Here is a 24,147-nt window from a genome sequence, read left to right as displayed (position 1 = left end):
GTACTTTAGCAAGTTGTTCAAAATCCTGTCGCACAACAGGTTTAATTAGCTCATGAAATACGGTATTCTGATGTGACAAAACCTGAATCCTAGTCGTTAAAGTGTTTGTTTACACTCATATTTTAACTGTTAGGACTCAGGTTTTTTTATTTAAAGCAAACTATGGGACAGCAGTGATCTTGCGATTCCTTTTTTATTTTAAAGATAATGGATTAGATCATTCCTTAACAGGCCTTAGCGCTGGGCTGAACAGTACGAGGCAGTTCACGACGCAGAATTTTGCCTACTGCAGACTTTGGTAGTTCGGACACAAATTCAATGTATTTCGGCAATTTATAACTGGTCAGTTGCTGCTTCAGATAAGTCATGATTTCATCTTGGGTTAGAGTTTCATCCTGTTTCACAATAAATGCCTTGGGTACCTGTCCAGATTTTTCATCATCAATACCAATCACTGCACATTCCAGTATCTTAGGGTGTTTGGACAGTACGCCTTCCAGCTCATTGGGATAAACATTAAATCCGGACACCAGAATCATGTCTTTTTTTCGGTCCAGAATGGTGATATAGCCCTGCTCGTCCATACAACCGATATCACCTGTCAGGAAGAATCCATCTTTGGTAAATACCTGTGCTGTTGCTTCGGCTTGCTGCCAGTATCCTTTCATCACCTGTGGACCACGTATGGCTATTTCTCCAGCCTGATTAAGCTCTACAGGTTTTCCTTCATCATTCAGAATCAGAATTTCAGTCCCTGCCAATGGCAAGCCAATCGTGCCACTAAATCGCCGGCTTAAAGGCGGGTTAAAAGTTGCAGTGGGTGAGGTTTCAGAAAGTCCATAACCTTCATAAATCTGGCAGCCTGTGACCTCATACCATAACTCTGCCGTATTTTTCAGAATAGATGCTCCCCCGCCGGTTGTGGTTTTTAGGTTTGAATGATCCAGTTCACGAAAACGTGAATGATGCGCCAAAGCATTAAACATGGTATTCACCCCGGGGAAAACGGTCGGTGGATGTTTCTGGTATTGATCCACCAAAGCATCCAGATCTCTCGGATTAGGAATCAGGACATTGGCGAAACCTCGGCTTAAACCATAACTGAACAGGCAGATGGTAAATCCATAAATGTGATACAGCGGCAAGGCACAGAATACATATTCATTTTCAGCGGCATAGCGGTCACCAAAATGGCTGATAAACACGGTACTGTTCTGGGCGATATTAAATAGAATATTGCGATGGCTCAGTTCTGCGCCTTTAGAAACACCTGTGGTACCTCCCGTGTATTGCAGAATGACCGTATCTTCCTGATACTGTACAGGCGGTTCAAAATCAATAATCTCTACCTGATTTATTGACTGCCTAAAGTCAGAAAATTGTTTATCCTGATATTGTGCTGCCTGACTATAAATAGCACTTGGCTGCTCTTGAATAAAATCCAGCGGATGCGTTGAAATGACATATTTGAGTTGAGGACATTCATCTAGTGCTGTTAATTGCTCCAAAGTCTGTCCCAAGATAATCAAGGCTTCTGTACCTGAATCCTGTAGCTGATGATAGAGCTCGCGCTGGGTGTACATGGGGTTGACATTGACCAGCACATAACCCGCACGAATAATGGCAAAGGTCGCAATTGGATACTGAATAATATTGGGTAACATCACCGCAATACGGCTGCCAGCAGTCAGCCCAAGACTCTGTAAATAGCTTGCCAGTTTCTGGCTATAGACATCGATATCGTGATAGCTGAATTTACGATCCAGATAGATAAATGCAGTTTTATCCTGAAATTTCAGCAGATTCTCAGCAATTGTCGTGCTCAGGGTTTTCTCAGGATCTGGCCGGGTAAACTCCGGATTGATATTCCACTTTTTATATTCTTCCATCCATAGTTGACTGCTCATGACTATACTCCTGTCCTGGATTTACATTTATTTGTATTATTTAAACCATAAGATTTTGATTTTAATTACATATTTTTAAACCACTTTCTGCTGTCTCGATTCAACATACTGATAGTGATAACCGCTACGAATAAAATGCTGATTTTTATCCCTAAATGAATGAGCATAATCCGGCCAGACCAAAGTCAGCTGGCGACTGACCGGGTCCAGATACCAGCTTTTACAGCTTTCCGATAACCAGACACTACCTTGCGAAAGCTGCTGTAGATCCTGCATATAGCTATTTTCAGCCTCTTGATCTGCTTCAAAGACCTGAATCTGTTCCTGCTCAAAAAACTGCAAGGCATCCAGTACCAGATCAAACTGGGTTTCCAGAAAATAAAGCGCTGAATTATGCCCACTGCCTGTATTTGGCCCATTCAGGATGAACAGGTTTGGAAAGTTGTGTACGGTCGTTGACTGATAACCCTGCATACCGCTGGACCATTGCTGCTCCAGGCTTAAACCCTGTTTACCCACCACCTTTGCGGCATAGGGTGGACGTGCCGCTTCAAATCCTGTCGCAAATACGATGATATCTGCAGAAAATTTATTTCCAGCCTGGCTTAATACACCGTCTTTCATAACTTCTGCCAATGCTGAGTCTTCAAGTGTGACATTTGGTTTTAGAAAAGTCGGATAATAATCATTAGAAAGCAATAAGCGCTTACAACCAGGTTCATAATTCGGCGTAAGTTTGCGCTGTAATTCAGGATCTGAAATCTGATGTTTTAAGAATTGCAGGCAGTTTTTCTTGACCCGCTCAATCTGGCTTTTCAGATTACGGCGCTGGGCAAAATTGTATTCATTGCCCCAAAACAAGGAATGTCTTAAGGCTGTCATACTGTCCGGATCTTTGCGAAAAAGCTGTTTTTCTGACTCAGAATAAGGTCGGTCTGGTCGGGGCAAAATATAGGGCGCACTACGTTGCAAGACAGTCAGGCTTTTGGCAGTTTTTGCAATTTCCGGCACAAGCTGGATGGCAGAAGCACTAGAACCCACCACAACGACATGTTGATTTTCCAGATTCAGCTCGTGGTTCCAGCGCGCGGAATGCATCACTTGGCCTTCAAATTCTTCCAGCCCCGGAATTTTCGGGAGATGCTCATCTGCCAGATGCCCGGTTGCAGTCATTAAAAAATCTGCCTGATACGGGCCTTTGGAGGTCTGAATTTCCCAGATGCGTTCTTTGGCATTCCAGCTGGCTTTTTCCAGCAACGTATGAAAATCAATATGTGGACGAATCTGCTCCTGATCACAGCACTGAATTAAATAGCGCTGGATTTCTGCCCCTTGCGGAAAGATGCGTGACCAGTCCGGATTTTTAATAAAAGAAAAAGAATATAAATGGGAGGGTACGTCACAGGCGACACCGGGATAGGTATTGTCACGCCAGGTTCCACCCACTTCTGCGGCACGTTCTATGATTTTAAAATCGTGAATGTCCTGCTGTTTCAGACGGATTGCCATGCCCAAACCACCAAAACCGCTGCCTACGATTAAAATTTTGTTGCGCTGTACTGGAGCTTGCATTATTTTTCTCCTGTTTTAAGGCATCGACGGCTGGATTTTTTGATTGGCCGGATACTGCTGTGGATGCTGGCTAAACTGGTTCACCAGTTGCACCACCTCTGCTGGCGCTTCGACATAGAGCACATGTCCTGAAGAAATTTCGATATAGCGACTGTTCGAAATTGAAGCAAACAGCAGTTTAGCTTGCGCTACAGGCACCATGCGGTCTTCACGGCAAGCCACAATCAACGTCTCTGCACGAATCTCAGGCAAGATCGATGTAATATCAATGCGATAATTCAGTTCACGCTGTTTGGCTGCATCTTGGGAAGGTTTGACAAAGCGTGCCAGATCCAACACCTGCTGTTCGCTTCGTGCAGACAGATAATCATCGCTATACAGGCAATAATTGACAAAATGCGGCAAGGCCGCAGATTGTTCAGTAAATAATTGCTGCCAAATGACAGTACGTAGTTGTTGCACCGAGCTGGTTTTGGCCCAACCGGCTAACAGGATCAAACGCGCTACGCGCTGTTTTAAACTGGCTGCTACTTGTGCAGCAATCACTGCACCGAGTGAATAGCCGACCACTGTAATGGTTTCATCTTCTGCAACCACATGCTGAATCAGTGCTTCAACTTGTTGGCTAAAATCGGTCACCTTTAGATCAGCTTTATCGGGGGTATGTAAATCAATGGATAAAACCCGTTGATGAATACCCAGCATCGGAAAAATATAACTGAAATGCTTGTCGGTATTTCCACCGGTGCCATGAATCAGAATAATGGTGGGAAATGCAGAACGCTGTCCGACTTCATGAAAAGTAAGCTGCAGATCAGCATAAGGACACTGTTGAGTAATCATGTCTAAATCCATATAGACTCCTGATCTTGTTATTTTATGGTTTATTCAATACCGAAGAATAACTCTCAATATTTGAATGAGGTTAGGATGCAAAAATTATTAAAAAAAGACCCACGACACGAGTATCGTGGGTCAAAAGCTTTAATCGAATTTAAACTCTTCAGGTTCAAGTAAAAACAGGCTTTCACCACCCGCTTGAATATTGGCAAGGTGGGTTGAAGTTCTTGGCAAAATACGTGCAAAGAAGAATTGTGCCGTTTTGATCTTGGCTGCATAGAAGGGATCAGTATTGCCTTCTTCAATTTTCTGCTGTGCCGTAATCGCCATTTTCAGCCACAAATAAGCGGACACGACATAACCAGAGAAATATAGGTAGTCAACTGATGCTGCCCCAATTTGATTGGCAGACTGTTGAGCCTGTTCCTGAATGGTTTTAGTTAATTCCAGCCATTGTTCAGTCAACTGGCTGACTTGTGCAACTTGCTGGCTCAACTGGACATCTTGCTGATGTTCTTTTACAAAGCCCTGAATTTCATCGGTTAATGCGGTCAGCAGACCCAGCTTTGAGCCCAGCACTTTACGTGCCAGCAAGTCAATGGACTGAATTTCAGTGGTTCCTTCGTAGAGGCTGGCAATACGTGCATCACGGGCAATCTGTTCCATGCCATGTTCAGCAATATAACCGTGACCACCGAAAACCTGCATACCATGTTTAGCCGCTTCTATGCCGGTTTCAGTCATTAATGCTTTGGCAATAGGGGTTAATAATGCTAGACGGTCTTCAGCTGCTTTCTTTTCTTCCGGGCTGTCAGTGGCTTCAGCGATATCGGCATAGGTCGCCAGATAATATGCAAGTGCACGTGAACCTTCTGCAAACACCTTTTGAGTCAGCAGCATATTGCGTACTGCCGGATGCACGATAATCGGATCTGCAGGCTGGTTTGGCGCTTTCGCACCTTCCAGTGAACGCATGGCCAGACGGTCTTTGGCATAAGCCAATGCACCCTGATAAGAAGATTCTGCTGCTGCCAAGCCTTGAATGGCTGTACCGATACGTGCCGAGTTCATAAAGGTAAACATGCAGTTCAGGCCGCGATTTTCAGGCCCGATCAGGAAACCTTTGGCATTATCAAAATTCAGCACACAGGTCGCGTTACCGTGAATGCCCATCTTGTGTTCAAGAGCGCTACATACCACGCCATTACGGGAAGCCACATTACCAGCTTCATCCAGATTGTATTTCGGCACAATAAACAGCGAAATACCTTTGGTTCCCGCAGGTGCATCTGGCAAACGTGCCAATACGATATGCACGATATTTTCAGCCAGATCATGTTCACCGGCTGAGATAAAGATTTTCTCGCCACTGATGCTATAGCTGCCGTCTTCATTTGGCACTGCTTTGGTACGGATTAAACCTAGGTCAGAACCGGCATGAGATTCAGTCAAGCACATGGTTCCAGTCCAGCGGCCTGCAATTAAAGGTACCAGAAACTTCTGTTTCTGTTCATCGCTACCGTGGTGCTCTAAAGTACGCATGGCACCATGGGACAGGCCTGGGTACATGCCCCAAGACCAGTTCGTTGCGGTAATAATTTCAGAAATGGCAATACGGTATAAGGTCGGGAAGCCCTGACCGCCATATGCTTCGTCACCAGTTAATGAGGTAAAGCCGAGTTCTACATATTTGTCATAAGCTGCTTTAAACCCATCCGGGGTGGTTACGACGCCATCCTGCAAACGGCAACCCTGCTGGTCGCCTGTCGCATTAATCGGTAGAAGTTCGTTTTGGCAAAAGTCCGCAGCGACTTCCAGATATTGCTCCATAATATCCATAGAAACCTTGTCTGCGAATTTTGCATAGCCCTGATATTTCTGTTCAACGTTTAACAGGTCTTCCAGCACAAACTTCATGTCTTTTAATGGTGCAATATAATTTCTCATCGTAATTCCCTTGTATGAGTTCTAATTTATATATTTATGACAATTAATTTCATAATACGAAATTATGTTTTAAATCCACTATAATATAATTTAAAGAATAAAATCTAGTCATTCGATGAAATTTCCCATTTAAAAATAAAAAATATACAGAATGAAAAAAAGCCATTCATGGTGGAATGGCTTTTCTATACAGCGACTGCACTAAGGCTGATTAACGTGGAAAAAATTGAGCTAAACGCTGATGAACGATCTGCTCTGCCTCCTGCATAATATTTTCAATCAGCGTCTGACAAGTCGGAATGTCATGAATCAATCCCATCACTTGACCTGCAGTCAGTACACCAGCATCAATATCTCCATTTTCTAAAGCGAGCTTGCCTTTTAAGCCACTAACATAAGGCCGAATTTGTTCAAATTGCAGATTTGGATCTTCACTCATTTTAACCACTAGATCAGATACCGCATTTTTGGCAACACGGGCGGTATTTCGGAACTGTCGATACAGCAGATGTGTCGCCCTTTCATCATTATCGACATAGAACTGCTTGATATTTGGATGGATCGGCGCTTCCTGAGTGGCACAAAAGCGTGTACCCATATTGATGCCTTCAGCCCCCAAAGCCAATGCTGCCACCAAACCACGACCATCGGCAAAACCGCCACTGGCCACAATCGGCACAGTAAGCTGATCTGCTGCCGCAGGAATCAGGATCAGACCAGGAATATCATCTTCACCCGGATGCCCGGCACATTCAAAACCGTCAATCGAGATCACGTCCGCGCCGATTCTTTGTGCTGAAAGTGCATGACGAACGGAAGTACATTTATGAATGACAATAATGCCATGCTGCTTAAACATCTCAATATGTTCATGAGGCTTGTTGCCTGCTGTTTCTACGATCTTGATACCGCTTTCAATGATCGCCTGTCGGTATTCTGCATATGGCGGCGGATTCACAGCGGGCAATAAAGTCAGATTGACCGCAAAAGGCTGATCGGTCATTTCTCGGCAGCGTGCAATTTCCTTGACCAAGGCTTCAGGCGTCGGTTGAGTCAATGCCGTTAATGTTCCCAAACCACCTGCATTAGATACGGCACTGGCCATTTCTGCGGTACCGACCCACATCATGCCGCCCTGAATAATTGGATAGCGAATGCCTAAAAGCTCGGTAATACGGGTCTGAATTTTCATAAATGCTCTCCTTAGCATCCGGTAAATTGTGCAGGGCGTTTTTCGACAAAAGCCTGGACACCTTCTTTATAGTCCTGACTGCTCAGAGCCAGATATTGCAGGTTTTGTTCCAGCTCCAGTTGCTGGTCTATGTTATTTTCAGCACTGCGTTGCAAGGCCTGTTTGGTTAAAGCCAGCGCATAAGTCGGCTGTTGAGATAATCGGTGTGCAATGTCGTCGATATAAGCATCAAATTCTGTATCTGGAAGCATTTTCCAGATCATGCCCATTTCAGCGGCCTCTTTGGCATGCACCGGTTCCCCCAGAAAAGTAAGTGCCATGGCACGTGCATAACCGATTAAACGTGGCAACATCCAGGTGCCACCGGCATCAGGAATCAAGCCAATTTTAGAAAAGGCCTGAATAAATCGGGCACTTTCCTTGGCAATGACCAGATCACAGGCCAGCGCGATATTGGCACCTGCACCAGCAGCCACACCATTCACTGCTGCGATTACCGGTTTGGGACTCTGGCGGATCAGATTAATCAAGGGATTATAGTATTTGGCCAGCGAGCCTTGCGGTGGCAAAGGCACATTGCCGAGCTGTCCAGCACGTTCTTTTAAATCCTGTCCCGCTGAAAACGCCCGGCCTTTGCCGCGAATCACAATCACTCGAATATCCGGATCTGTATTCCAGTTTTTCAGCACCTGCTGCACTTCCTCATGCATTTGCCGGTTAAAACTGTTGAGTGAATCCGGACGGTTAAAGCTTAAGGTTGCGACGCCTTGCTGAACCTGAGTTTGAATCGTTTCCCACATCATCAATTTCCTTATTTTTTTGCCTGTATCCCTACAATTAATAGCCTTTATTGACATCTACCTGATGGCACAAATCCAGCCCGAGATTTAAGCGTCGGTCATTTTCCAGAATCTGTTCCACTACCACAGACATGGGTGCATGTGAGGCGACATGTGGCGTAACTACGATCTTTTCATGCTGCCAGAATGGATTATCCTGAGTTAAAGGCTCTTCTTCAAATACATCAAGGATTGCACCACGTAAGTGGCCGGAATCCAGTGCATTGAGTAGATCCTGCTCGATTAAATGCTGGCCTCGCCCGACATGAATTAATGCCGCCTGTTCAGGTAACTGCTGAAATAATTCAGCAGAAAGAATGCCGGTATTCTCTTCAGTAAGTGGTAGCAGATTAATCAGGATCTGGCTGTGGGCCAGGAACTCGGAAAGCTGTTCTTGGCCTACATAGCTTTTGACCTGAGCAATCTCTTTTGGGGAATTGGACCACCCAGACACCTGATAGCCCATGTCGGCAAAACGTTTTGCCGCATAACCGCCCATATGGCCAAGGCCCATAATCCCGATCTGGATATGATGGCTATAACTTTGACGATACTGTTTCCATAGCTGCTGCTTTTGCTGCTGGATCATGCAGTCAAAATAACGCTGGAAATACAGCACGCCCCAGAGCAGATAATCAAACATGCCTTTTTGATGATGTGGATCCAGTACCCGACATACTGACTGGTCAGATCTAATCTCGTTTAAATTTAAATGTTCGACCCCCGCAGCAATCGAATGAATCAGACCAAGTTCTGGAAGTTGCCGGAGTTTTTCCAGATCTGGAAACCACGAAGCTGCTGTGGTCGCCTGTTCAGCTTCCGGGCTGTCCAGTGTACAAAAACTGCCCTCAGGCGCATATTTCTGAAAAGACTTCACCAGAATGGCCTCAATATTCGGCATAGTACTGGAAATCACGATCATGATGCATACTCCGTATATTGATGCTCAATCAGGGATAACGCAGCCTGCCAGGCACGCTGTAAAATCGGTTCAACTAAGGGACTGGCGAACTGCTTGGCAGTTTTAATTCGGACTTCTTCTGCTGGATAATGCAGTTCGGCACCGCCACTTAAGGCCTTCACCTGCGCCTGACAGGCACGCTCCAGGAAATAGATTTCATGAAAAGCCCGTGCAATGGTTTCCCCAGCTGTTAAAAGTCCGTGATTACGTAAAATCATGGCGCGATGGCCGCCCAGGTCCTGAATCAGGCGTTCCTGTTCATCTGTTGACAATGCAACGCCCTCATATTCGTGATAGGCCACATGCTGATAAAACTTCATGGCGTGCTGGGAAATGGGAAGAAGTCCGTGTTTCTGTGCAGAAACTGCTATGCCATCTGCGGTATGCGTATGAATAACACAGTTCAGATGAGCATGTGCTTCATGAATTGCGGAGTGGATGACGAAGCCAGCCATATTCACCGGCTTGTCCTGTTCATAGCTTTCTACGACCTGCCCTTCGTGATTAATCTTTACCAGCGTTGAGGCACGCATTTTTTCAAATGCGACACCATATTGGTTAATCAGAAAACAGTCTGGTTGATCTGGGACTCTTAGACTGATGTGGGTATCAATCAGGTCAGTCATCCGATAATGCGCAATAATGCGATAAAGCGCTGCCAGTTCACAGCGTGCCTGCCATTCAGCATCTGTGACGAGATTTTTTATTGTCATCATTCCATCCTGGAAAAATATAGCATTTCGATCACTATCTGTTATATCATAATTTTGGAAAAACAGAATATTATTTCATAAGGCGAAATAAATCATTACAAGGAGTTGATATGCCAATATCACAATTAAACGGACTTGAATATCTCACCGCAATTAAAAATGGGGAAATTCCCAGTTCAGCCATGAGTGAAATTATTCCCATGCGTCTGACCTTGGTGCGCGAAAACTATGTGGAATATGAGGTGCGTCCTGATCAGCGCCATTACAATTTACAGGGTGGAATTCATGGCGGCTTTTGTGCAACGGTTCTAGATAGTGCCACTGGCGCTGCCGTGCATACGACAGTAGATGCAGGTGTCAGTTTCTCGACCATTGACCTGAATGTAAAAATGCTGAAAGCGATGAAAAACGGCGAAACCTATACAGCTATTGGTGAAGTCATCCGGATCGGGCGTAATGTACTGACCTCAGAAGGCCGAATTATCGATAAAGAAGGTAAAGTTTATGCTTTTGGTTCAGCGACTTTATTAGTCACTGCCCGTAAGTAAATCATTACAGTGATGTAATCAATCCCTGCATGTGCAGGGATTTTTATTTTGAAAGAAAAATCCCAATAAAAAATGCCATGCATATCATAGATACATGACATTTAGGCGATGACTAAAACTGTTATGCAGCTTCAGGGTTCTCAATCACCATTGCCAAGCCTTGACCCAGACCAATACACAAGCTGATCACAGCATATTTTTTACCGGTACGCTGTAACTGCCGCGCCACTGTTAATGCCAAGCGTGCGCCCGAACAGCCTAGTGGATGACCAATGGCAATCGCACCACCATTTGGATTGACACGCGGATCATCCAAAGCGACATCCAGACCTTTCAGGCAAGATAATACCTGACTGGCAAAGGCTTCATTAATCTCAATTATGTCCATATCGTCCAGAGTTAAACCAGCCCGTTGTACTGCCTTTTTAATCGCTTCAATTGGGCCTGCACCCATGATGCGCGGCTCAATGCCGGCTGCTGCAGAAGACAGGATACGCGCCAAAGGTTTTAAGCCATACTGTTCCTGAACTTTTTCACTGCCGATAATCAGTGCTGCAGCGCCGTCATTGATTCCTGATGCATTACCTGCTGTTACTACACCACCTTCAAATAGCGGTTTTAACTTGGATAAAGCTTCAAATGTTGAAGAAGCACGCGGATGTTCATCTTCTGTGACTTGTTTAGGCGGTAATTTGCGTCCTTGAGAAACTTCAATCGGGGTAATTTCACCTGCAAAGAAACCTGCTTCTTTCGCTACCTGATATTTTGCCTGTGATGCAGCGGCAAAGGTATCAGCCTGTTCACGGCTAATACCGAATTCTTCAGCCACGTTATCACCTGTTTCAGGCATGCTGTGCGCGCCAAACTGATCCGTAAATTTACGGTTCGGGAAACGGGTACCAATCGTGGTGTCATAAATTTTGGCATCACGTGAATACGCGCTTTCTGCTTTGCCCATCACAAAAGGCGCGCGGGTCATACTTTCTACGCCACCAGCAATGTACAACTCGCCTTCGCCTGCAGTGATGGCACGTGCCGAATCAATCACAGCACCGAGACCTGATGCACATAAGCGGTTTACCGTCTGCCCCGGAACTGTTACCGGCATACCCGCTAACAATGCTGCAAAACGTGCCACATTACGGCTGTCTTCACCGGCCTGATTGGTACTCCCAAAGATTACATCTTCTACATCTGCTGCCGGGATACCGGTTTTTTCCAGCAGGTTTTTAATGACTGTTGCTGCCAGATCATCTGGACGTACGCTTGCCAGACTGCCTGCATGGCGACCGATTGGCGAACGTAAACCATCATAAATATATGCATTTAACATGAGTGTTATTCCTTTAACTTTCTAATTAATGTGTTGTATGAACAAGCGGTAGATCAAGCTGAACGCGGCGACGCAACCAAGGACTTGGACGGTAACGCTGGTCACGGGTAATCGCAGTCATACGATCCAGAATTTTTAGAATTTTTTCAGCTCCCAGCACATCCCCCCATTCAATTGGACCATATGGATAGCCAAGGCCTAGTTTCACCGCGATGTTGATATCTTCCACCGTTGCAACGCCTTGCTGGGCAATATCACAGCCGAGATTCACAATCATTGCCAAAGCACGTTGAGCCACAAAGCCGACGCTTTCCTGAATTACACTGGCGGTCACACCATCCAGATTGAAAATCGATTGGGCTGCTTTTACCAGCTCAGGTTGGGTGACAAAAGTTGGCATCAAGGTACGGTGTTTGTTCAGACCATATAGCAGATCGATACACACCACTTGCTGAGGTGCCACCTGATAACGAACTGCTGCTGACGTTGCATCTTCACCATAAGTCGCAATCAGAATCAAAGCCTCTGCTGAAGGCGCCTCACCTTGCTCGATCTGGATATTGAACTGTTGCAGATATTGCTCAAGCGCCTGACGGTCTTCGTCATATTCTGTGCCTAACCAGACTGAGGGATATTGACTTAACTTTTCAACCAATGTTGGAGCAACATCACCTTCTTTGCTACCCGAAGTGTAATCATAGAAACCTTTACCGGTTTTACGACCTAACTGCTTGGCAATAAAACGCTGACGGGTAATCACGCTTGGACGGTAACGTGCTTCTTCATAGTACTGTTTATAAATCGATTCACTTACCGGATGTGACACATCCATACCGGTCAGATCGCCTAGCTCGAACGGCCCCATCTTGAAACCGATACCGTCGCGGTAGATCCGGTCGATGTCATAAAATTGCGTAACATTTTCATTCAAAATGGCATAGGCTTCGCTACCAAAGGCACGGCCAGCATGGTTAATGATAAATCCAGGGGTATCTTTGGCTTTTACTGGACGATGGCCCATTTTTGTAGAGAGCTGGGTTAATGCTTCAATAATGTCAGCACGGGTGTTAAAGCCTTCAATCACTTCGACCACTTTCATGAGTGGGACCGGATTAAAGAAGTGATAACCGGCAACACGTTCTGGCTGCTCACAGTTGGCAGCGATTGCACTGATCGATAATGAAGAGGTATTGGATGCCAGAATCGCCTCAGGTTTTACCACCCCTTCCAGTTGCTGCATCAGTTTTTGCTTGATTTCCAGATTTTCAATAATCGCTTCAACAATCAAGTCACAATCTTTCAAGTCTTCTAGCTGCTGGGCAGTCGATAGATGAGCAATATCTTCAGCGGCTTTTTCATGGCTGAATTTTCCTTTATCTGCCAAGGTATTTAATGTTTTGGCCAGTTTGTCCTGTGCCTGTTCGGCTGCCCCTTCTTTGGCATCAAACAGTACCACATCATGACCAGACTGAATCGCGATCTGGGCAATACCTGCACCCATCGTGCCTACACCAATAATGCCGATTTTCTGAATCCGAATACTCATGCTTATCGTCCCTGATAATTTGGTTTACGTTTTTCAATAAAGGCTTGCATACCTTCTTTTTGATCTTCTGAAGAAAACAGCATCTGGAAAGACTTACGTTCCAGGGTAAGTCCAGCATTGAGCGGCACATCTTCCGCCAGTAAAGCCACTTCCTTGATTTGCTCTAGAGCAATTGGCGGCATTTTCGCTAGGCCTTCCGCCATCTTGATAGCTGTAGCAAGGGTTTCACTGTCTTCAGTCACCTGGGACACCAGACCAATTTGATAGGCTTCCGGTGCAGGCACCAGACAACCGGTCATGATCATGCGCATGGCATGAAATTTGCCCACTGCACGGAATAAACGCTGGGTACCACCGGCACCCGGCATAACACCCACTTTTACTTCAGGCTGACCAAACTGGGCACTTTTCCCGGCAATAATAATGTCCGCATGCATGGCCAGTTCACAGCCACCGCCAAGTGCATAACCATTGACTGCTGCAATCACCGGTTTTGAACACTGTGCAATCGCCTGCCAGTAACGTTCAGTGCGACGCTGCATCATTTGAATGGTTTCAGCATTGGCCAGTTCTTTTAGATCAGCTCCTGCTGCGAAATCTGTTTCACCACCGGTAAGAATAATGGCACGGATATTTTCATCGTCATTCAATTGTAGAAAAGCCGCCGCGAGTTTCTGGCGAACTTCTGTATTCAGGGCATTTTTCGCTTCTGGTCGATGAATTTTAACCATCGCTACATGAGTTGAGATTTGTTCTATTTGAACGACCTGTTCCATTAAAAAACTCCATTTATTTTGTATAGCGAAATTTTATTTTATATAAAACTAAGGTTTCTCAAGCTATAAATCAAGGATTTTTAACTTCAGAATTCAAAAAAGTTATTTTTTACTAAAAATAGAGTAAAAACTCTTGTTCATCTGGTTATTTTATGATTAATTGATTTCGCAATACGGAATTAAGTATTTTAAATGTAATCTGATTATTCATTTAAATGAATAATCGCCATAAGGCAGAACTTAAAATTAATTTACGAAATCAAATTTTCCAGCAATGAGATGATTTTGATTTAGCGTAAAGCGTGAAAAATCGAATGTAGCCTGATAGTAAATGCAGCGGCTGTTGTATGCAGAGCAAGTCTGTTAGATCAGGAAAATGTTTCCGTGAGGAAGAAAAATGGATTTAGCGGTAGCAGAGGAAATGCTACTTTTAATATATAGAGGATATAAAAATGACAAGCGATACCATCGTAACAGGAGACAATAAAACCGATGTCTCCTCCACGGATACCATCAAACAGGCGCCAAAACGTCTATGGATGACGGCTTTTGTCTTTGCTTTTCTGATTTTGCTCTGTGACGGTGCAGATATCGGGATTCTGGCTTTCAGCCTGACCAGTCTGAAAGCTGAATGGGGACTAACTTCTGTACAGGCTGGTGCTTTAGGAAGTTATTCTCTTTTGGGTATGGGGATAGGAGGTTTTATTGGTGGATGGGCATGCGACAAATTTGGACGTGTCCGCGTCATTGTACTGGCCACCATCGCCTTCTCGATCTTGTCAGCCTACTCAGGTTTTGCTCAGTCTTATACTGAATTTGCAATTTTACGTACTCTTTCTTGCTTGGGTTTAGGCTGTTTATATATTGCCTGTAATACCCTGATGTCAGAATACGTACCGACCAAATACCGTACTACTGTACTGGCAACATTGATGACTGGTTTCACTTTAGGTTCTCTGGTCATTACCATGATTTCAGGCTGGATCATTCCTGAGTTTGGCTGGCGTATGCTGTACTGGATTACGATTGCTCCATTGGCGCTCGGTATTCTGATGCACTTTATGGTGCCTGAGCCAGAGTCATGGAAACGTGTTCGTGAACTGAAAAGAACTGGTCAGATCGTGGATAACGATGCGAAAAAAGGCAATCCATATATCACCATTCTTAAAGACAAAACCCATGGCAGAATGTTTATCTTATGGTCATTCAGCTCTGGTTTCTTGCTATTCGGTTATTTCGGTGTAAGTAACTGGCTGCCAAGTTATCTTGAAGCTGAATTAGGCATCAAGTTTAAAGAAATGGCCCTGTATATGGTGGGTACGTTTGTCACCATGATTTTTGCTAAAATTATTGCAGGTTATGTTGCTGATAAAATTGGCCGCCGTATTGTATTTGCTTTCGGCACCATGGGAACGGCTCTGTTTATCCCTGTCGTGGTGTATATGCATAATGCCGATAACATTGGCGTACTGATGCTAATCTTCGGCTTCCTGTACGGTATTCCATATGCTATCAATGCAACCTATCTAACCGAAAGTTTCCCGACTGGTGTTCGTGGTACAGCGGTGGGTGGTGCATTCAATATTGGTCGTATCGGTGCAATCTTCGCTCCAATTACGATTGGTTATCTTGCGATGCATGGTTCGATTGGTACAGGTCTGTTGGTAATGGGTGCAGCATACTTCCTATGCGGTTTGATTCCTGCCCTGTTTATTAAAGACCGTTTATACGATCCGCAAAAAGCAGAATAAACCCCACTTCGGAAGGCAGGTCAAATCGCTGCCTTCCTCTTTCTCCAAATATTGACCATACGTATAGAAAGGTTTCCTTTCATTCAGAATTAAAAGTTTCTTCAGGGATTAAGAAATGAAAAAATTAGTTTTAGCAACATTATGCAGTATTGCTTCTGCACAGGCATTTTCAGCAGAAGCTTCTGAAGACCGGATGCAGTTTTTAGAATCACAGTTAAAGCAAATCCAGGCAGAACTAGAACAACAAAAAGCAGAGCAACTCGCGCTAAAGACCCAGCAGGAAGAAGCCAAAGCGCAAGACTCTAAAACCCTGAGTTCAATGGTTGACAATGTCGATGTTTATGGTTTGATCCGCTTTGATGGTGCAGTCGATTTCAAAAGTACTACTGAAGCCCGTGGCCGTACCATTAACCAGATTAATAAAGTACCTTTTACTGAACCGGATTCTGTACGTTCCGATTTTACTGCGGCTGCCAGCCGAATTGGTTTTCTAGCCAAAGATCTAGGTGGAAACCCGAATGTTTCTGCTCGTTTAGAAGCCGACTTCTGGACCAACAATGGTAAAGGCGATGGTGGATTACGTATCCGTCATGCACATTTAAAATATTATAACTGGACATTTGGTCAGGCCTGGTCATTGATGTCTACACCAGAGATTAGCACTGAAGCTGTCGATTACAGCTTGTTCTTGGGTGGATCAGTCTTACGTACACCTCAGGTGAGCTATGCTTTTAAACTTGATCCAGAAAATACCTGGAATGTCGGTCTGGAATATATGGCCGGTGGCGATCGTTCTTCTGCTTTTCCTGCATTAACCACTAAATATGTTCATCAATCAGGCCCTCTTCATTTATTAGCTCAAGGCTTTGTCAATCAAAAGCAGGCACAGATTGCGACAGGCGATATCGAGAAAGTTGGCTGGGGTGTGGGAGTTGGTGGACGTTACCGTTTAGATGATCAAAACTCGATTCAAGGTAACTATTTCCATATGGTCGGTGATCAGCGTATTGCAGCTTTCTTGACTCAAGGTTCAACAACCGATGGTGCTGCCTGGGGTGGCGATTATTCAGTCGATCCAATCAATAATGAACTTTTGCTCAATGAGTTCAATAGTATAAATATTGGCTTCACGCATAAATTTACGCCAAAACTACGGAGTAGTATTAATGCCAGCGTTGTTGATTTTGATGATTCCAGCGACTATGCACGCGCGAATCCTGAAACCAATAAGCGCTTAACCGACTATGTGGCCAACGTGATCTATTCTCCTGTTCCAAAGATTAATCTGGGTGCAGAATATCATCATGGCAAACGTGAAACCTTTGACAATAAGGAAGCAGATATTTCACGTATCAACTTCTCTGCTAACTATAGTTTTTAAAGCCTCAGGAGACAAGGATGTCAGCCCAAGGGCAAATTTCACGCCGTTTCATGTTCATGATGGCAATGACCTGCGCACTCTGCGCAGGTTGTAACTATTTTAACCAGCCCCTGATTTATTCTATTGCAGAGGATCTGCAAATCAGTGTGGCTCAGTCTGGCTGGACTGTAGTACTGACCCAGATTGGCTATGCCACCGGATTATTTTTGTTTGTCCCTCTGGGTGATTTGTTTGAAAAACGGCTGTATATCTGTAGTTTGATGTTGTGTACCGGACTGGCGCTTATTGGGCTTTCAGCCAGTACCAATCTGCATATGTTGTATGGCTTTACCCTGCTCGCCTCTTTTTGTTCGATTACCACCCAGATTCTGATTCCTTTTGCCGCCAGCCTGTCGCAACGTGATAAAAGTGCCGAAGTCATTGGCCTGCTCATGAGTGGTGTTCTGGTTGGTATTCTGTTTGCCCGTACCGTGGCCGGACTGATTTCTACTTTATGGTCCTGGCATGCGGTATACCTATTTAGTGGTTGTGCAATTCTTCTGCTAAGTCTGGCCATGTGGTTCCAGTTGCCGAGTGCCAAGAGCCAGTTACAGATGAATATATTGCAAATTTATCGCTCACTATTTACCTTTGCCCGAACAGAACCCATGCTGATCAGGCGGAGTATGATCGGCGGCTTGGGCTTTGGCATGCTGAGTATTATCTTTACTACCATGACTTTTATTCTGGCTGAAGCACCTTATCATTTTAACGATTTCCAGATTGGCCTCATGGGCATTGTGGGAGTGGTCGGCATCTGGTCCTCTCAGTGGACCGGTAAAATGATTGGCAGGCATCGGGAAAAATGGATTGCGCACCTAGCCACATGTGGACTGATTCTGGCCTGGATTCCCTTATTCTTTGCCCAAAATTATTTATGGATTTATATCCTGGGCTTGATTCTGGCTTATTTCGGAATTTCCTGTTTGCATGTCCTGAACCAGAATCTGGTCTATCGAATTTCAATGCAGGCTCGCTCGCGGATTAATGCCATCTATATGACCTGTTATTTTTCTGGTGCCGGTCTGGGTGCATTTTTATCGCTGCATTTATGGAAAAGCTATGGCTGGTCTGCCTGCGTCATTTTAGGTTTTATTTTTGCCCTATTGATCTTTGTGATTAACTATTATGATTTAAACCAAGAAAGAAATTTAGCCAATATTCAGCCTGAGCCTTAGATACTGTTAAAAACCTTTGGGGGGTTAAAAATCTATTTTTTATTCCACTTTCTATACTGAGTATAAATTATAGAGATGATACGCTCATAAAATAGGAAAACTCTTGAGGTCTGTTTATCGTTTCCCTTCTATCTGAAGAGCGGTCGAAATTATTGATATCTTAATTTTTTAGAGTTAATTCAATTTACTATTTTCCATTGCGAGATAAACAGGCTTCAATTCAGTTAAAGGCGCAGGTTTTGCATAAAAGAAGCCTTGTAGCAGATCACAACCCTGTTGATAGAGCAAACTGGCCTGACTTAAAGTTTCGACCCCTTCCGCGACAACTTCCAAATCCAGCTGATGTGCCAAGTGAATAATCGATTGCACAATTGCAGCATCCTGACCATCGAGGGTCAGCTCTTCAATAAAACTACGGTCTAACTTGATTTGATTAATCGGCAAGCGACGCAGATAACTGAGACTCGAATAACCTGTACCAAAATCATCAATGGCAACCTGTACACCTAAAGCACGTACTGCTTTCAAAATTTCTATCGTTCGATCTGCACCATTAATGATGACACCTTCCGTAATTTCAATTTTAAGTAATTCCGGCGGTAATTGACTGAGTTCAAGCGCATGTTCAAGTACCTGCAAAAAGCCTGCTCTACGGAATTGCAAAGGAGAAATATTCACCGATACTGTGATCTGGCTATTGTGCGTCTTGTTCCACTCCGCAATATCTAGACAGGCCTTTTCCAATACCCATTGACCTACGCTAATAATTTGCCCGGTTCTTTCTGCAAGTGGAATAAAAATCGCTGGGGAAATATAACCCTGCTGTGGATGGCACCAACGGATTAAAGCTTCTACACCTGTTACCAGTCCAGTTTCAGGATGAATCAACGGCTGATAGAACAGGTCAAAATTTTCCTGATTGATCGCTTCCATGAGTTCCAGACGCAGATTCGTATAGTCTATTTCTGCGACATGTTGCATTCTGTTTTTTTCATACCACTGCCACATATTACGACCTTGTCTTTTAGCTTCCTGCATCGCCAAAACAGACTGATAGATCAATTCAGAAGAATGATGGATTGAACTGTCATCTGCCACGATACCAATACTGGCACTTAAATGGATTTTGTACTGATCGACGATAAACAGCATGGAAAGAAGATCAAGAATTTCTCCGGCGATCGCCTCGACTTCAGTGTGCTCATCTGTCCCTGAGAGCAGTAAAATAAATTCATCTTCAGCAAAGCGGCATAGCACATTATTGCCTTGAACAAATTTTTGCAGCCGCTCGCCCACACTTTTGAGAATCTGGTCACCCACCAGATGACCTAAGCTGTCGTTGATATTTTTAAAGTCGTCCAGATCTATATACAGCAAGACTAAAGGTTGTGAGCTCTCGTGCTGTACTTCAAAAATATTTTCCAGAATCTGTTTGAATGCATGCTGGTTCGGTAAACCGGTTAAATGATCATGAGTATGCTGATGTTGAATATATTCTTCGTGAATACGTTGCTGGGTAATATCTTCCTGAATCCCCAAAAAATGGGTGCAGGTTCCTGTCTGGTCAAAAATAGGACCTATAGTTAAACGATTCCAGAACCAGCTACCATCTTTACAGTAACTTTTTATAGTCACCTGAATTTCTTTTTGTTCTTTGACCGCTTGCTTGAGTAATGCAATCTGATCCGGATCAGTATCTGGACCCTGTAAGAAAAAACAGCTTTGTCCTAATACTTCTGCTGCTGTATAACCGGTGAGCTTTAGAAAAGCCGGATTTACATACACCATTAGCCTTTCTTCAGAGACATCGGTAATAAAAAGACTATTCGGACTGGCCTCTACCCCCCGTTTTAATAATCGTAGAGACTCCTTGTTTTCACGCGATACAGTAATATCTCGGGCAATGCCAATAATACCGGTGACTTTCTGATTTTGAATAATCGGTAAATTGGTCAGATCCAGCCATAAGATATCGCCTGCAACATTATAAATTGGAAGTTCATAATGTTGAGATTTACCTTGCGCCGCTTCTGAAAATGAAACGTTAGCAAGTTCATGGAATTCGGGCGGTATGAAGGCACAATAGTGCTGACCATAGATTTGCGCTTTAGAAAAACCTGTAATTTCTTCGCAAGCAATATTGGTATTAAGCACATGTCCCTGTAGGTCAAGTTCAAAAATAATATCTGGATGATAGGTATAAAATGAGCTGTATTTTTCATTAAGCTCATGTCTTTTTTGACGTTCCTGATCAAGCTCAATTGCGAGAGCAACTAATTTTGCCGCTTGCTGTAAAAGCTGAATATGATGTTCAGTCGGTATTTTCGGTGTTCGATAATAAGTGGCAAACGTTCCGTACAAAATATCTGAAGCATTAATAATCGGCATAGACCAGCAGCTAGACAATTTTTCTGCATTTACCAAAGCACGGTAAGACTGCCAGTTTGGGTCTTTCATTAAATTCGGACTAATGACCAACTGACGTAAGAAAGCAGCTACGCCACACGATCCTTGATTTGGCCCAATTTTCAAATCTTGAATAGCATTACAGTACTCTTTTGAAAAGTGCTGTTTGCCACTTATAACATTTAAAGTTTGGGTGTCATCCTGATAGAGCATAATGGTGACAAGCGCATCTGGAATGCGCGATTCAAGCCACTGGCTAATGACATCGAGGATAGGCTTAAGTTCAGTATGGCGACCAATCAGATTAAAAATATGAAAAATTTCTTGATCATCACAATTATTATTCATTCAGACTATCACCTTCCTTAGCTTGTTAACATTTTAGACTTATTATTAAAATAATCATTAGCAAAAGTTTGTATTTATATCTTTAAAATACGGAAATATGGTCAATATTACGTGTATTTGATAATAATTCTAAAATTTAAAAATCACAGCCGAAGCTGTGATCTAAAACTATACTTTTACTCAATCAGAATATTACGGACTTATTTTTAGGCTGCTTGTTGACGACAGTCCACTAATTTACAGCCAGTCTGCCGTTGCAATTCTTCAAAACTTAAGCCATCCACTATTTCAATAACCTGAGCCTGGTTGTCTTTTAATTCAATCACACAGAGATCGGTATAAATACGGTTGACACAATGTTTACCTGTTAGAGGATAAGTCAGTTCTTCAACAATTTTTGCCTCACCGTTTTTGGTCACATGTTCCATGCAAACATAGACACAGCGAGCACCCACTGCCAGATCCATCGCACCGCCTACAGCAGGTACAGCATCAGCATTACCGGTATGCCAGTTCGCCAGATCACCATTAATAGCGACCTGAAAAGCCCCCATGATACAGATATCCAGATGCCCGCCTCGCATGATATCGAAAGAGTCGGCAGAATTCATAAAACTGCCACCTTGCAACATGCTTACGAGTTCTTTGCCGGCGTTAATCAGATCATCATCTGCCTGTTCAGGATCACTCAATGCAGCAAAACCTAAAACGCCATTTTCCGAGTGTAGAATTACTCCTTGTTCAGGTTTTAAATAACCTGCTACGCGTGTCGGTAAACCAATACCCAAATTTACAAAAGAGCCGGTTGGAATGTCTTGTGCAACTTTAGCTACAATCTGTTCACGACTACGTTTTTGAATATTCATTATTTAATATCTCCAACCTTGACCACATGCTGTACAAAAATTCCTGGCGTTACAATGATCTCTGGATCAAGTTCTCCCAGTTCCACAACTTGATGGACTTGTGCAATGGTGGTTTTTGCTGCTTTGGCCATGATCGGACCAAAATTCCGTGCTGCCTTACGGTAGGTCAAGTTGCCCCACTGATCTGCCTGATTGGCATAAACCAAGGCATAATCAGCATGTATCGGATATTCCAGCACATAATCTTTTCCATTGATATTTCGGGTTTCTTTACCCTCAGCTATCTTGGTACCAAAACCGGTTGGAGTAAAAACAGCCCCTAAGCCAGCACCGGCTGCCTGAATACGGCAGGCCAGATTACCCTGTGGTACCAGTTCTAGCTCAACTTTTCCTGCTTTATACAAATCTTCAAATACTGTTGAGTTATTGGCCCGTGGAAATGAACAGATCATTTTTTTAACCAGTCCAGACAACAGCAGATTGGTTAGACCACGATCTCCAGAAGCTGCATTGTTGTTAATAATGGTTAAGTCTCTAGGACCAAAGTCAATTAATGCTTCGATTAATTCTACCGGCTGACCTGCCAGGCCAAAACCACTGGTCATAATGTGTGCACCATCAGGAATTTGCTTAAGTACCGTCTCGATATCCTGCGTGATTTTATTCATCATATTGCTTCCTAGCATGTTCTATCTATATTACGAGTGCAGATTAATCTGCCTTTTGTGGATCAAATAAGCGGTCTTTAATAAAGAAAGCGGGTATCAGGCCGCAAAGAAAATAGGCAATGCCCATAATCAGTAAGCCGGTACCAATTGAGCCTCCTTGAGCAAAATAGCCAATCGTAAGAGGTGCAAACACCGCACCCAGTCGGCCCACGTTATATGCACCACCTACTGCTGTTCCACGTACTTTGGTGGAGAAGCTTTCTGTCATGTAAGTCGCATTAATACCGTATGGAATACCATAGAGAAAACCGAAAAATAACATCAGCCAGAGAATGTTATCTGGCGTATTACCAAAGACAATCACAGGGATAAAAATCGCAGTACCCATGGTACCGAAAGCAAATACCGCACGGCGGCCAATCCGGTCAGCGATAAAACCGGCAATGACTTTGGTACACATCATGATCAGAAAAGTTCCGATCATATACATGGTCATTTCTTTAAACTTGATTCCCAGATCAGTCTCTAAATAGGCCGGTAGCCAGTTGCTGACTCCATAATAGCCAAACTGTAAAAATGCGGTACTGAAGGACCAGAGGATAAACATGCGACGGCTGAGTGCATCTTCAAAAATCATTTTGAAAGTGTTCTTGGGCTTTTCCTGCACAATGCCACTGGCTTTTGCATCCAGGCGTGCTTGACGCGCATCTAACCAGGCTTTCGGTTCAGGCACCAAGAAGTACATCGCGAAGGCCAGTACAATTGGAATAATGGCAATATAATAGAGGTATCGCCAGCCAAATTCAGGCAACAGCCATCCAGCCAGAACAGTTGCGACCACCGAGCCTAAAGTCCAGCCAGTCATGAGCGTTGCCAATACTGTAGAGCGATATTTGGTGGGTACATACTCTGCCATGAGTGTATTACAGGCAATATATAGAGCACCTAGTCCAATCGCAGACGTAAAGCGCAGCCATTTGAACTGATCATAACTTTCCACGAATCCCAACCAGAAAGTTAATGAAGAAAATAATGCAATGGCAATGACGATCACACGAACCCGGCCAAAACGGTCACATGCCCAGCCACCAAAAAAACCGCCGATAGCCATGCCTGCAAGCGTCCAGCTCCCTAAGGCACCGGCCTGCATATTACTTAATGAAAACTCTTGTTTCAGACTGGTCAGACTGTAGGCTAATAACGCAATATCAGCACCATCAACCAATAATGCTAAAAATGAGAAGATAAAGGCCAGAATCCAGACTCTTTGCTTGGGTTCGTTTCCACCTTCCACTGGGTGTTGTTGTGAACTGATCGTATCCATAATGCTCTTTCT

The 24,147-nt window shown here is 43.9% G+C and carries 19 protein-coding genes; 4 read left to right on the top strand and 15 right to left on the bottom strand.

Going from position 1 to position 24,147, the window contains the following annotated elements; all coding sequences use genetic code 11:
- Positions 1-224: 224 nt before the first annotated feature.
- The 8 genes from NI469_RS04690 to NI469_RS04655 form a co-directional block, all read right to left on the bottom strand.
- Entirely contained in the window at positions 225-1,907 is a 1,683-nt protein-coding gene (locus NI469_RS04690) for an AMP-binding protein (RefSeq protein WP_253174529.1), read from the bottom strand.
- 75 nt (positions 1,908-1,982) lie between these two features.
- Positions 1,983-3,479 (bottom strand): flavin-containing monooxygenase, encoded by a 1,497-nt coding sequence (locus tag NI469_RS04685; RefSeq protein ID WP_253174528.1) that lies wholly within the window; start codon positions 3,477-3,479, stop codon positions 1,983-1,985.
- A gap of 15 nt (positions 3,480-3,494) precedes the next feature.
- Positions 3,495-4,334, bottom strand: coding sequence for an alpha/beta fold hydrolase (locus tag NI469_RS04680; protein ID WP_253174527.1), 840 nt, complete (start codon positions 4,332-4,334; stop codon positions 3,495-3,497).
- A gap of 129 nt (positions 4,335-4,463) precedes the next feature.
- Complete coding sequence (locus NI469_RS04675) at positions 4,464-6,266, bottom strand: acyl-CoA dehydrogenase C-terminal domain-containing protein (RefSeq protein ID WP_253174526.1); 1,803 nt, start codon at positions 6,264-6,266, stop codon at positions 4,464-4,466.
- Positions 6,267-6,477: 211 nt separating this feature from the next.
- Positions 6,478-7,458 carry an NAD(P)H-dependent flavin oxidoreductase gene (locus NI469_RS04670; RefSeq protein ID WP_253174525.1) on the bottom strand — a complete coding sequence of 327 codons (981 nt, stop codon included), beginning with the start codon at positions 7,456-7,458 and terminating at the stop codon, positions 6,478-6,480.
- An 11-nt stretch (positions 7,459-7,469) separates the two neighbouring features.
- Entirely contained in the window at positions 7,470-8,258 is a 789-nt protein-coding gene (locus NI469_RS04665) for an enoyl-CoA hydratase-related protein (protein WP_253174524.1), read from the bottom strand.
- A 37-nt stretch (positions 8,259-8,295) separates the two neighbouring features.
- On the bottom strand, positions 8,296-9,219 hold the full coding sequence (locus NI469_RS04660; protein WP_253174523.1) for a 2-hydroxyacid dehydrogenase: 924 nt from the start codon (positions 9,217-9,219) through the stop codon (positions 8,296-8,298).
- Positions 9,216-9,971, bottom strand: coding sequence for a class II aldolase/adducin family protein (locus NI469_RS04655; protein WP_174894725.1), 756 nt, complete (start codon positions 9,969-9,971; stop codon positions 9,216-9,218). The genes NI469_RS04660 and NI469_RS04655 overlap by 4 nt, the downstream gene beginning before the upstream one ends.
- A gap of 110 nt (positions 9,972-10,081) precedes the next feature.
- On the opposite strand from NI469_RS04655, the gene NI469_RS04650 reads away from it, so the two are divergent.
- Positions 10,082-10,519, top strand: coding sequence for a PaaI family thioesterase (locus NI469_RS04650; protein ID WP_253174522.1), 438 nt, complete (start codon positions 10,082-10,084; stop codon positions 10,517-10,519).
- 121 nt (positions 10,520-10,640) lie between these two features.
- Here NI469_RS04650 and NI469_RS04645 read toward each other — a convergent pair whose 3' ends face one another.
- The 3 genes from NI469_RS04645 to NI469_RS04635 are packed head-to-tail and all read right to left on the bottom strand — an operon-like array spanning position 10,641 to position 14,174.
- Complete coding sequence (locus NI469_RS04645; RefSeq protein ID WP_005100339.1) at positions 10,641-11,852, bottom strand: 3-oxoadipyl-CoA thiolase; 1,212 nt, start codon at positions 11,850-11,852, stop codon at positions 10,641-10,643.
- A 25-nt stretch (positions 11,853-11,877) separates the two neighbouring features.
- Positions 11,878-13,398, bottom strand: a complete 1,521-nt coding sequence (locus tag NI469_RS04640; protein ID WP_253174521.1) for a 3-hydroxyacyl-CoA dehydrogenase — start codon at positions 13,396-13,398, stop codon at positions 11,878-11,880.
- Positions 13,399-13,400: 2 nt separating this feature from the next.
- Positions 13,401-14,174, bottom strand: a complete 774-nt coding sequence (locus NI469_RS04635; RefSeq protein WP_005106939.1) for an enoyl-CoA hydratase — start codon at positions 14,172-14,174, stop codon at positions 13,401-13,403.
- Positions 14,175-14,626: 452 nt separating this feature from the next.
- On the opposite strand from NI469_RS04635, the gene NI469_RS04630 reads away from it, so the two are divergent.
- The 3 genes from NI469_RS04630 (at position 14,627) to NI469_RS04620 (ending at position 18,523) form a co-directional block, all read left to right on the top strand.
- A complete protein-coding gene (locus NI469_RS04630; protein ID WP_213687275.1) occupies positions 14,627-15,925 on the top strand; it encodes an MFS transporter in 1,299 nt (432 codons plus the stop codon).
- A 115-nt stretch (positions 15,926-16,040) separates the two neighbouring features.
- On the top strand, positions 16,041-17,306 hold the full coding sequence (locus NI469_RS04625) for a DcaP family trimeric outer membrane transporter (RefSeq protein WP_253174520.1): 1,266 nt from the start codon (positions 16,041-16,043) through the stop codon (positions 17,304-17,306).
- A 17-nt stretch (positions 17,307-17,323) separates the two neighbouring features.
- Entirely contained in the window at positions 17,324-18,523 is a 1,200-nt protein-coding gene (locus tag NI469_RS04620) for an MFS transporter (protein ID WP_253174519.1), read from the top strand.
- Between the two features lie 174 nt (positions 18,524-18,697).
- On the opposite strand, the gene NI469_RS04615 is transcribed toward NI469_RS04620, so the two are convergent.
- The 4 genes from NI469_RS04615 to NI469_RS04600 all read right to left on the bottom strand — a co-directional run bounded on the left by NI469_RS04615 (position 18,698) and on the right by NI469_RS04600 (position 24,135).
- Positions 18,698-21,277 (bottom strand): bifunctional diguanylate cyclase/phosphodiesterase, encoded by a 2,580-nt coding sequence (locus tag NI469_RS04615; RefSeq protein ID WP_253174518.1) that lies wholly within the window; start codon positions 21,275-21,277, stop codon positions 18,698-18,700.
- 206 nt (positions 21,278-21,483) lie between these two features.
- The gene (locus tag NI469_RS04610; protein ID WP_253174517.1) at positions 21,484-22,143 is read right to left on the bottom strand and encodes a 3-oxoacid CoA-transferase subunit B; all 660 of its coding nucleotides are present in this window, start codon (positions 22,141-22,143) and stop codon (positions 21,484-21,486) included.
- Positions 22,143-22,814, bottom strand: coding sequence for a 3-oxoacid CoA-transferase subunit A (locus NI469_RS04605; RefSeq protein WP_004730985.1), 672 nt, complete (start codon positions 22,812-22,814; stop codon positions 22,143-22,145). Before NI469_RS04605 ends, NI469_RS04610 begins: the two co-directional genes overlap by 1 nt.
- A 40-nt stretch (positions 22,815-22,854) precedes the next feature.
- Entirely contained in the window at positions 22,855-24,135 is a 1,281-nt protein-coding gene (locus NI469_RS04600; protein WP_253174516.1) for an MFS transporter, read from the bottom strand.
- Positions 24,136-24,147: the final 12 nt, after the last annotated feature.

It is taken from the genome of Acinetobacter lwoffii, assembly GCF_024129735.1.
Classification (GTDB): Bacteria; Pseudomonadota; Gammaproteobacteria; order Pseudomonadales; family Moraxellaceae; genus Acinetobacter; species Acinetobacter lwoffii_H.
Note: the sequence above shows the minus strand (reverse complement) of the source record. Positions and strands in the feature narration are given on the sequence as shown.

Excerpts from the sequence above, each read along its gene's own strand:
- NI469_RS04690 (WP_253174529.1), bottom strand. The coding sequence starts at position 1,907 with ATGAGCAGTCAACTATGGATGGAAGAATATAAAAAGTGGAATATCAAT.
- NI469_RS04685 (WP_253174528.1), bottom strand. The coding sequence starts at position 3,479 with ATGCAAGCTCCAGTACAGCGCAACAAAATTTTAATCGTAGGCAGCGGT.
- NI469_RS04680 (WP_253174527.1), bottom strand. The coding sequence starts at position 4,334 with ATGGATTTAGACATGATTACTCAACAGTGTCCTTATGCTGATCTGCAG.
- NI469_RS04675 (WP_253174526.1), bottom strand. The coding sequence starts at position 6,266 with ATGAGAAATTATATTGCACCATTAAAAGACATGAAGTTTGTGCTGGAA.
- NI469_RS04670 (WP_253174525.1), bottom strand. The coding sequence starts at position 7,458 with ATGAAAATTCAGACCCGTATTACCGAGCTTTTAGGCATTCGCTATCCA.
- NI469_RS04665 (WP_253174524.1), bottom strand. The coding sequence starts at position 8,258 with ATGTGGGAAACGATTCAAACTCAGGTTCAGCAAGGCGTCGCAACCTTA.
- NI469_RS04660 (WP_253174523.1), bottom strand. The coding sequence starts at position 9,219 with ATGATCGTGATTTCCAGTACTATGCCGAATATTGAGGCCATTCTGGTG.
- NI469_RS04655 (WP_174894725.1), bottom strand. The coding sequence starts at position 9,971 with ATGACAATAAAAAATCTCGTCACAGATGCTGAATGGCAGGCACGCTGT.
- NI469_RS04650 (WP_253174522.1), top strand. The coding sequence starts at position 10,082 with ATGCCAATATCACAATTAAACGGACTTGAATATCTCACCGCAATTAAA.
- NI469_RS04645 (WP_005100339.1), bottom strand. The coding sequence starts at position 11,852 with ATGTTAAATGCATATATTTATGATGGTTTACGTTCGCCAATCGGTCGC.
- NI469_RS04640 (WP_253174521.1), bottom strand. The coding sequence starts at position 13,398 with ATGAGTATTCGGATTCAGAAAATCGGCATTATTGGTGTAGGCACGATG.
- NI469_RS04635 (WP_005106939.1), bottom strand. The coding sequence starts at position 14,174 with ATGGAACAGGTCGTTCAAATAGAACAAATCTCAACTCATGTAGCGATG.
- NI469_RS04630 (WP_213687275.1), top strand. The coding sequence starts at position 14,627 with ATGACAAGCGATACCATCGTAACAGGAGACAATAAAACCGATGTCTCC.
- NI469_RS04625 (WP_253174520.1), top strand. The coding sequence starts at position 16,041 with ATGAAAAAATTAGTTTTAGCAACATTATGCAGTATTGCTTCTGCACAG.
- NI469_RS04620 (WP_253174519.1), top strand. The coding sequence starts at position 17,324 with ATGTCAGCCCAAGGGCAAATTTCACGCCGTTTCATGTTCATGATGGCA.
- NI469_RS04615 (WP_253174518.1), bottom strand. The coding sequence starts at position 21,277 with ATGAATAATAATTGTGATGATCAAGAAATTTTTCATATTTTTAATCTG.
- NI469_RS04610 (WP_253174517.1), bottom strand. The coding sequence starts at position 22,143 with ATGAATATTCAAAAACGTAGTCGTGAACAGATTGTAGCTAAAGTTGCA.
- NI469_RS04605 (WP_004730985.1), bottom strand. The coding sequence starts at position 22,814 with ATGATGAATAAAATCACGCAGGATATCGAGACGGTACTTAAGCAAATT.
- NI469_RS04600 (WP_253174516.1), bottom strand. The coding sequence starts at position 24,135 with ATGGATACGATCAGTTCACAACAACACCCAGTGGAAGGTGGAAACGAA.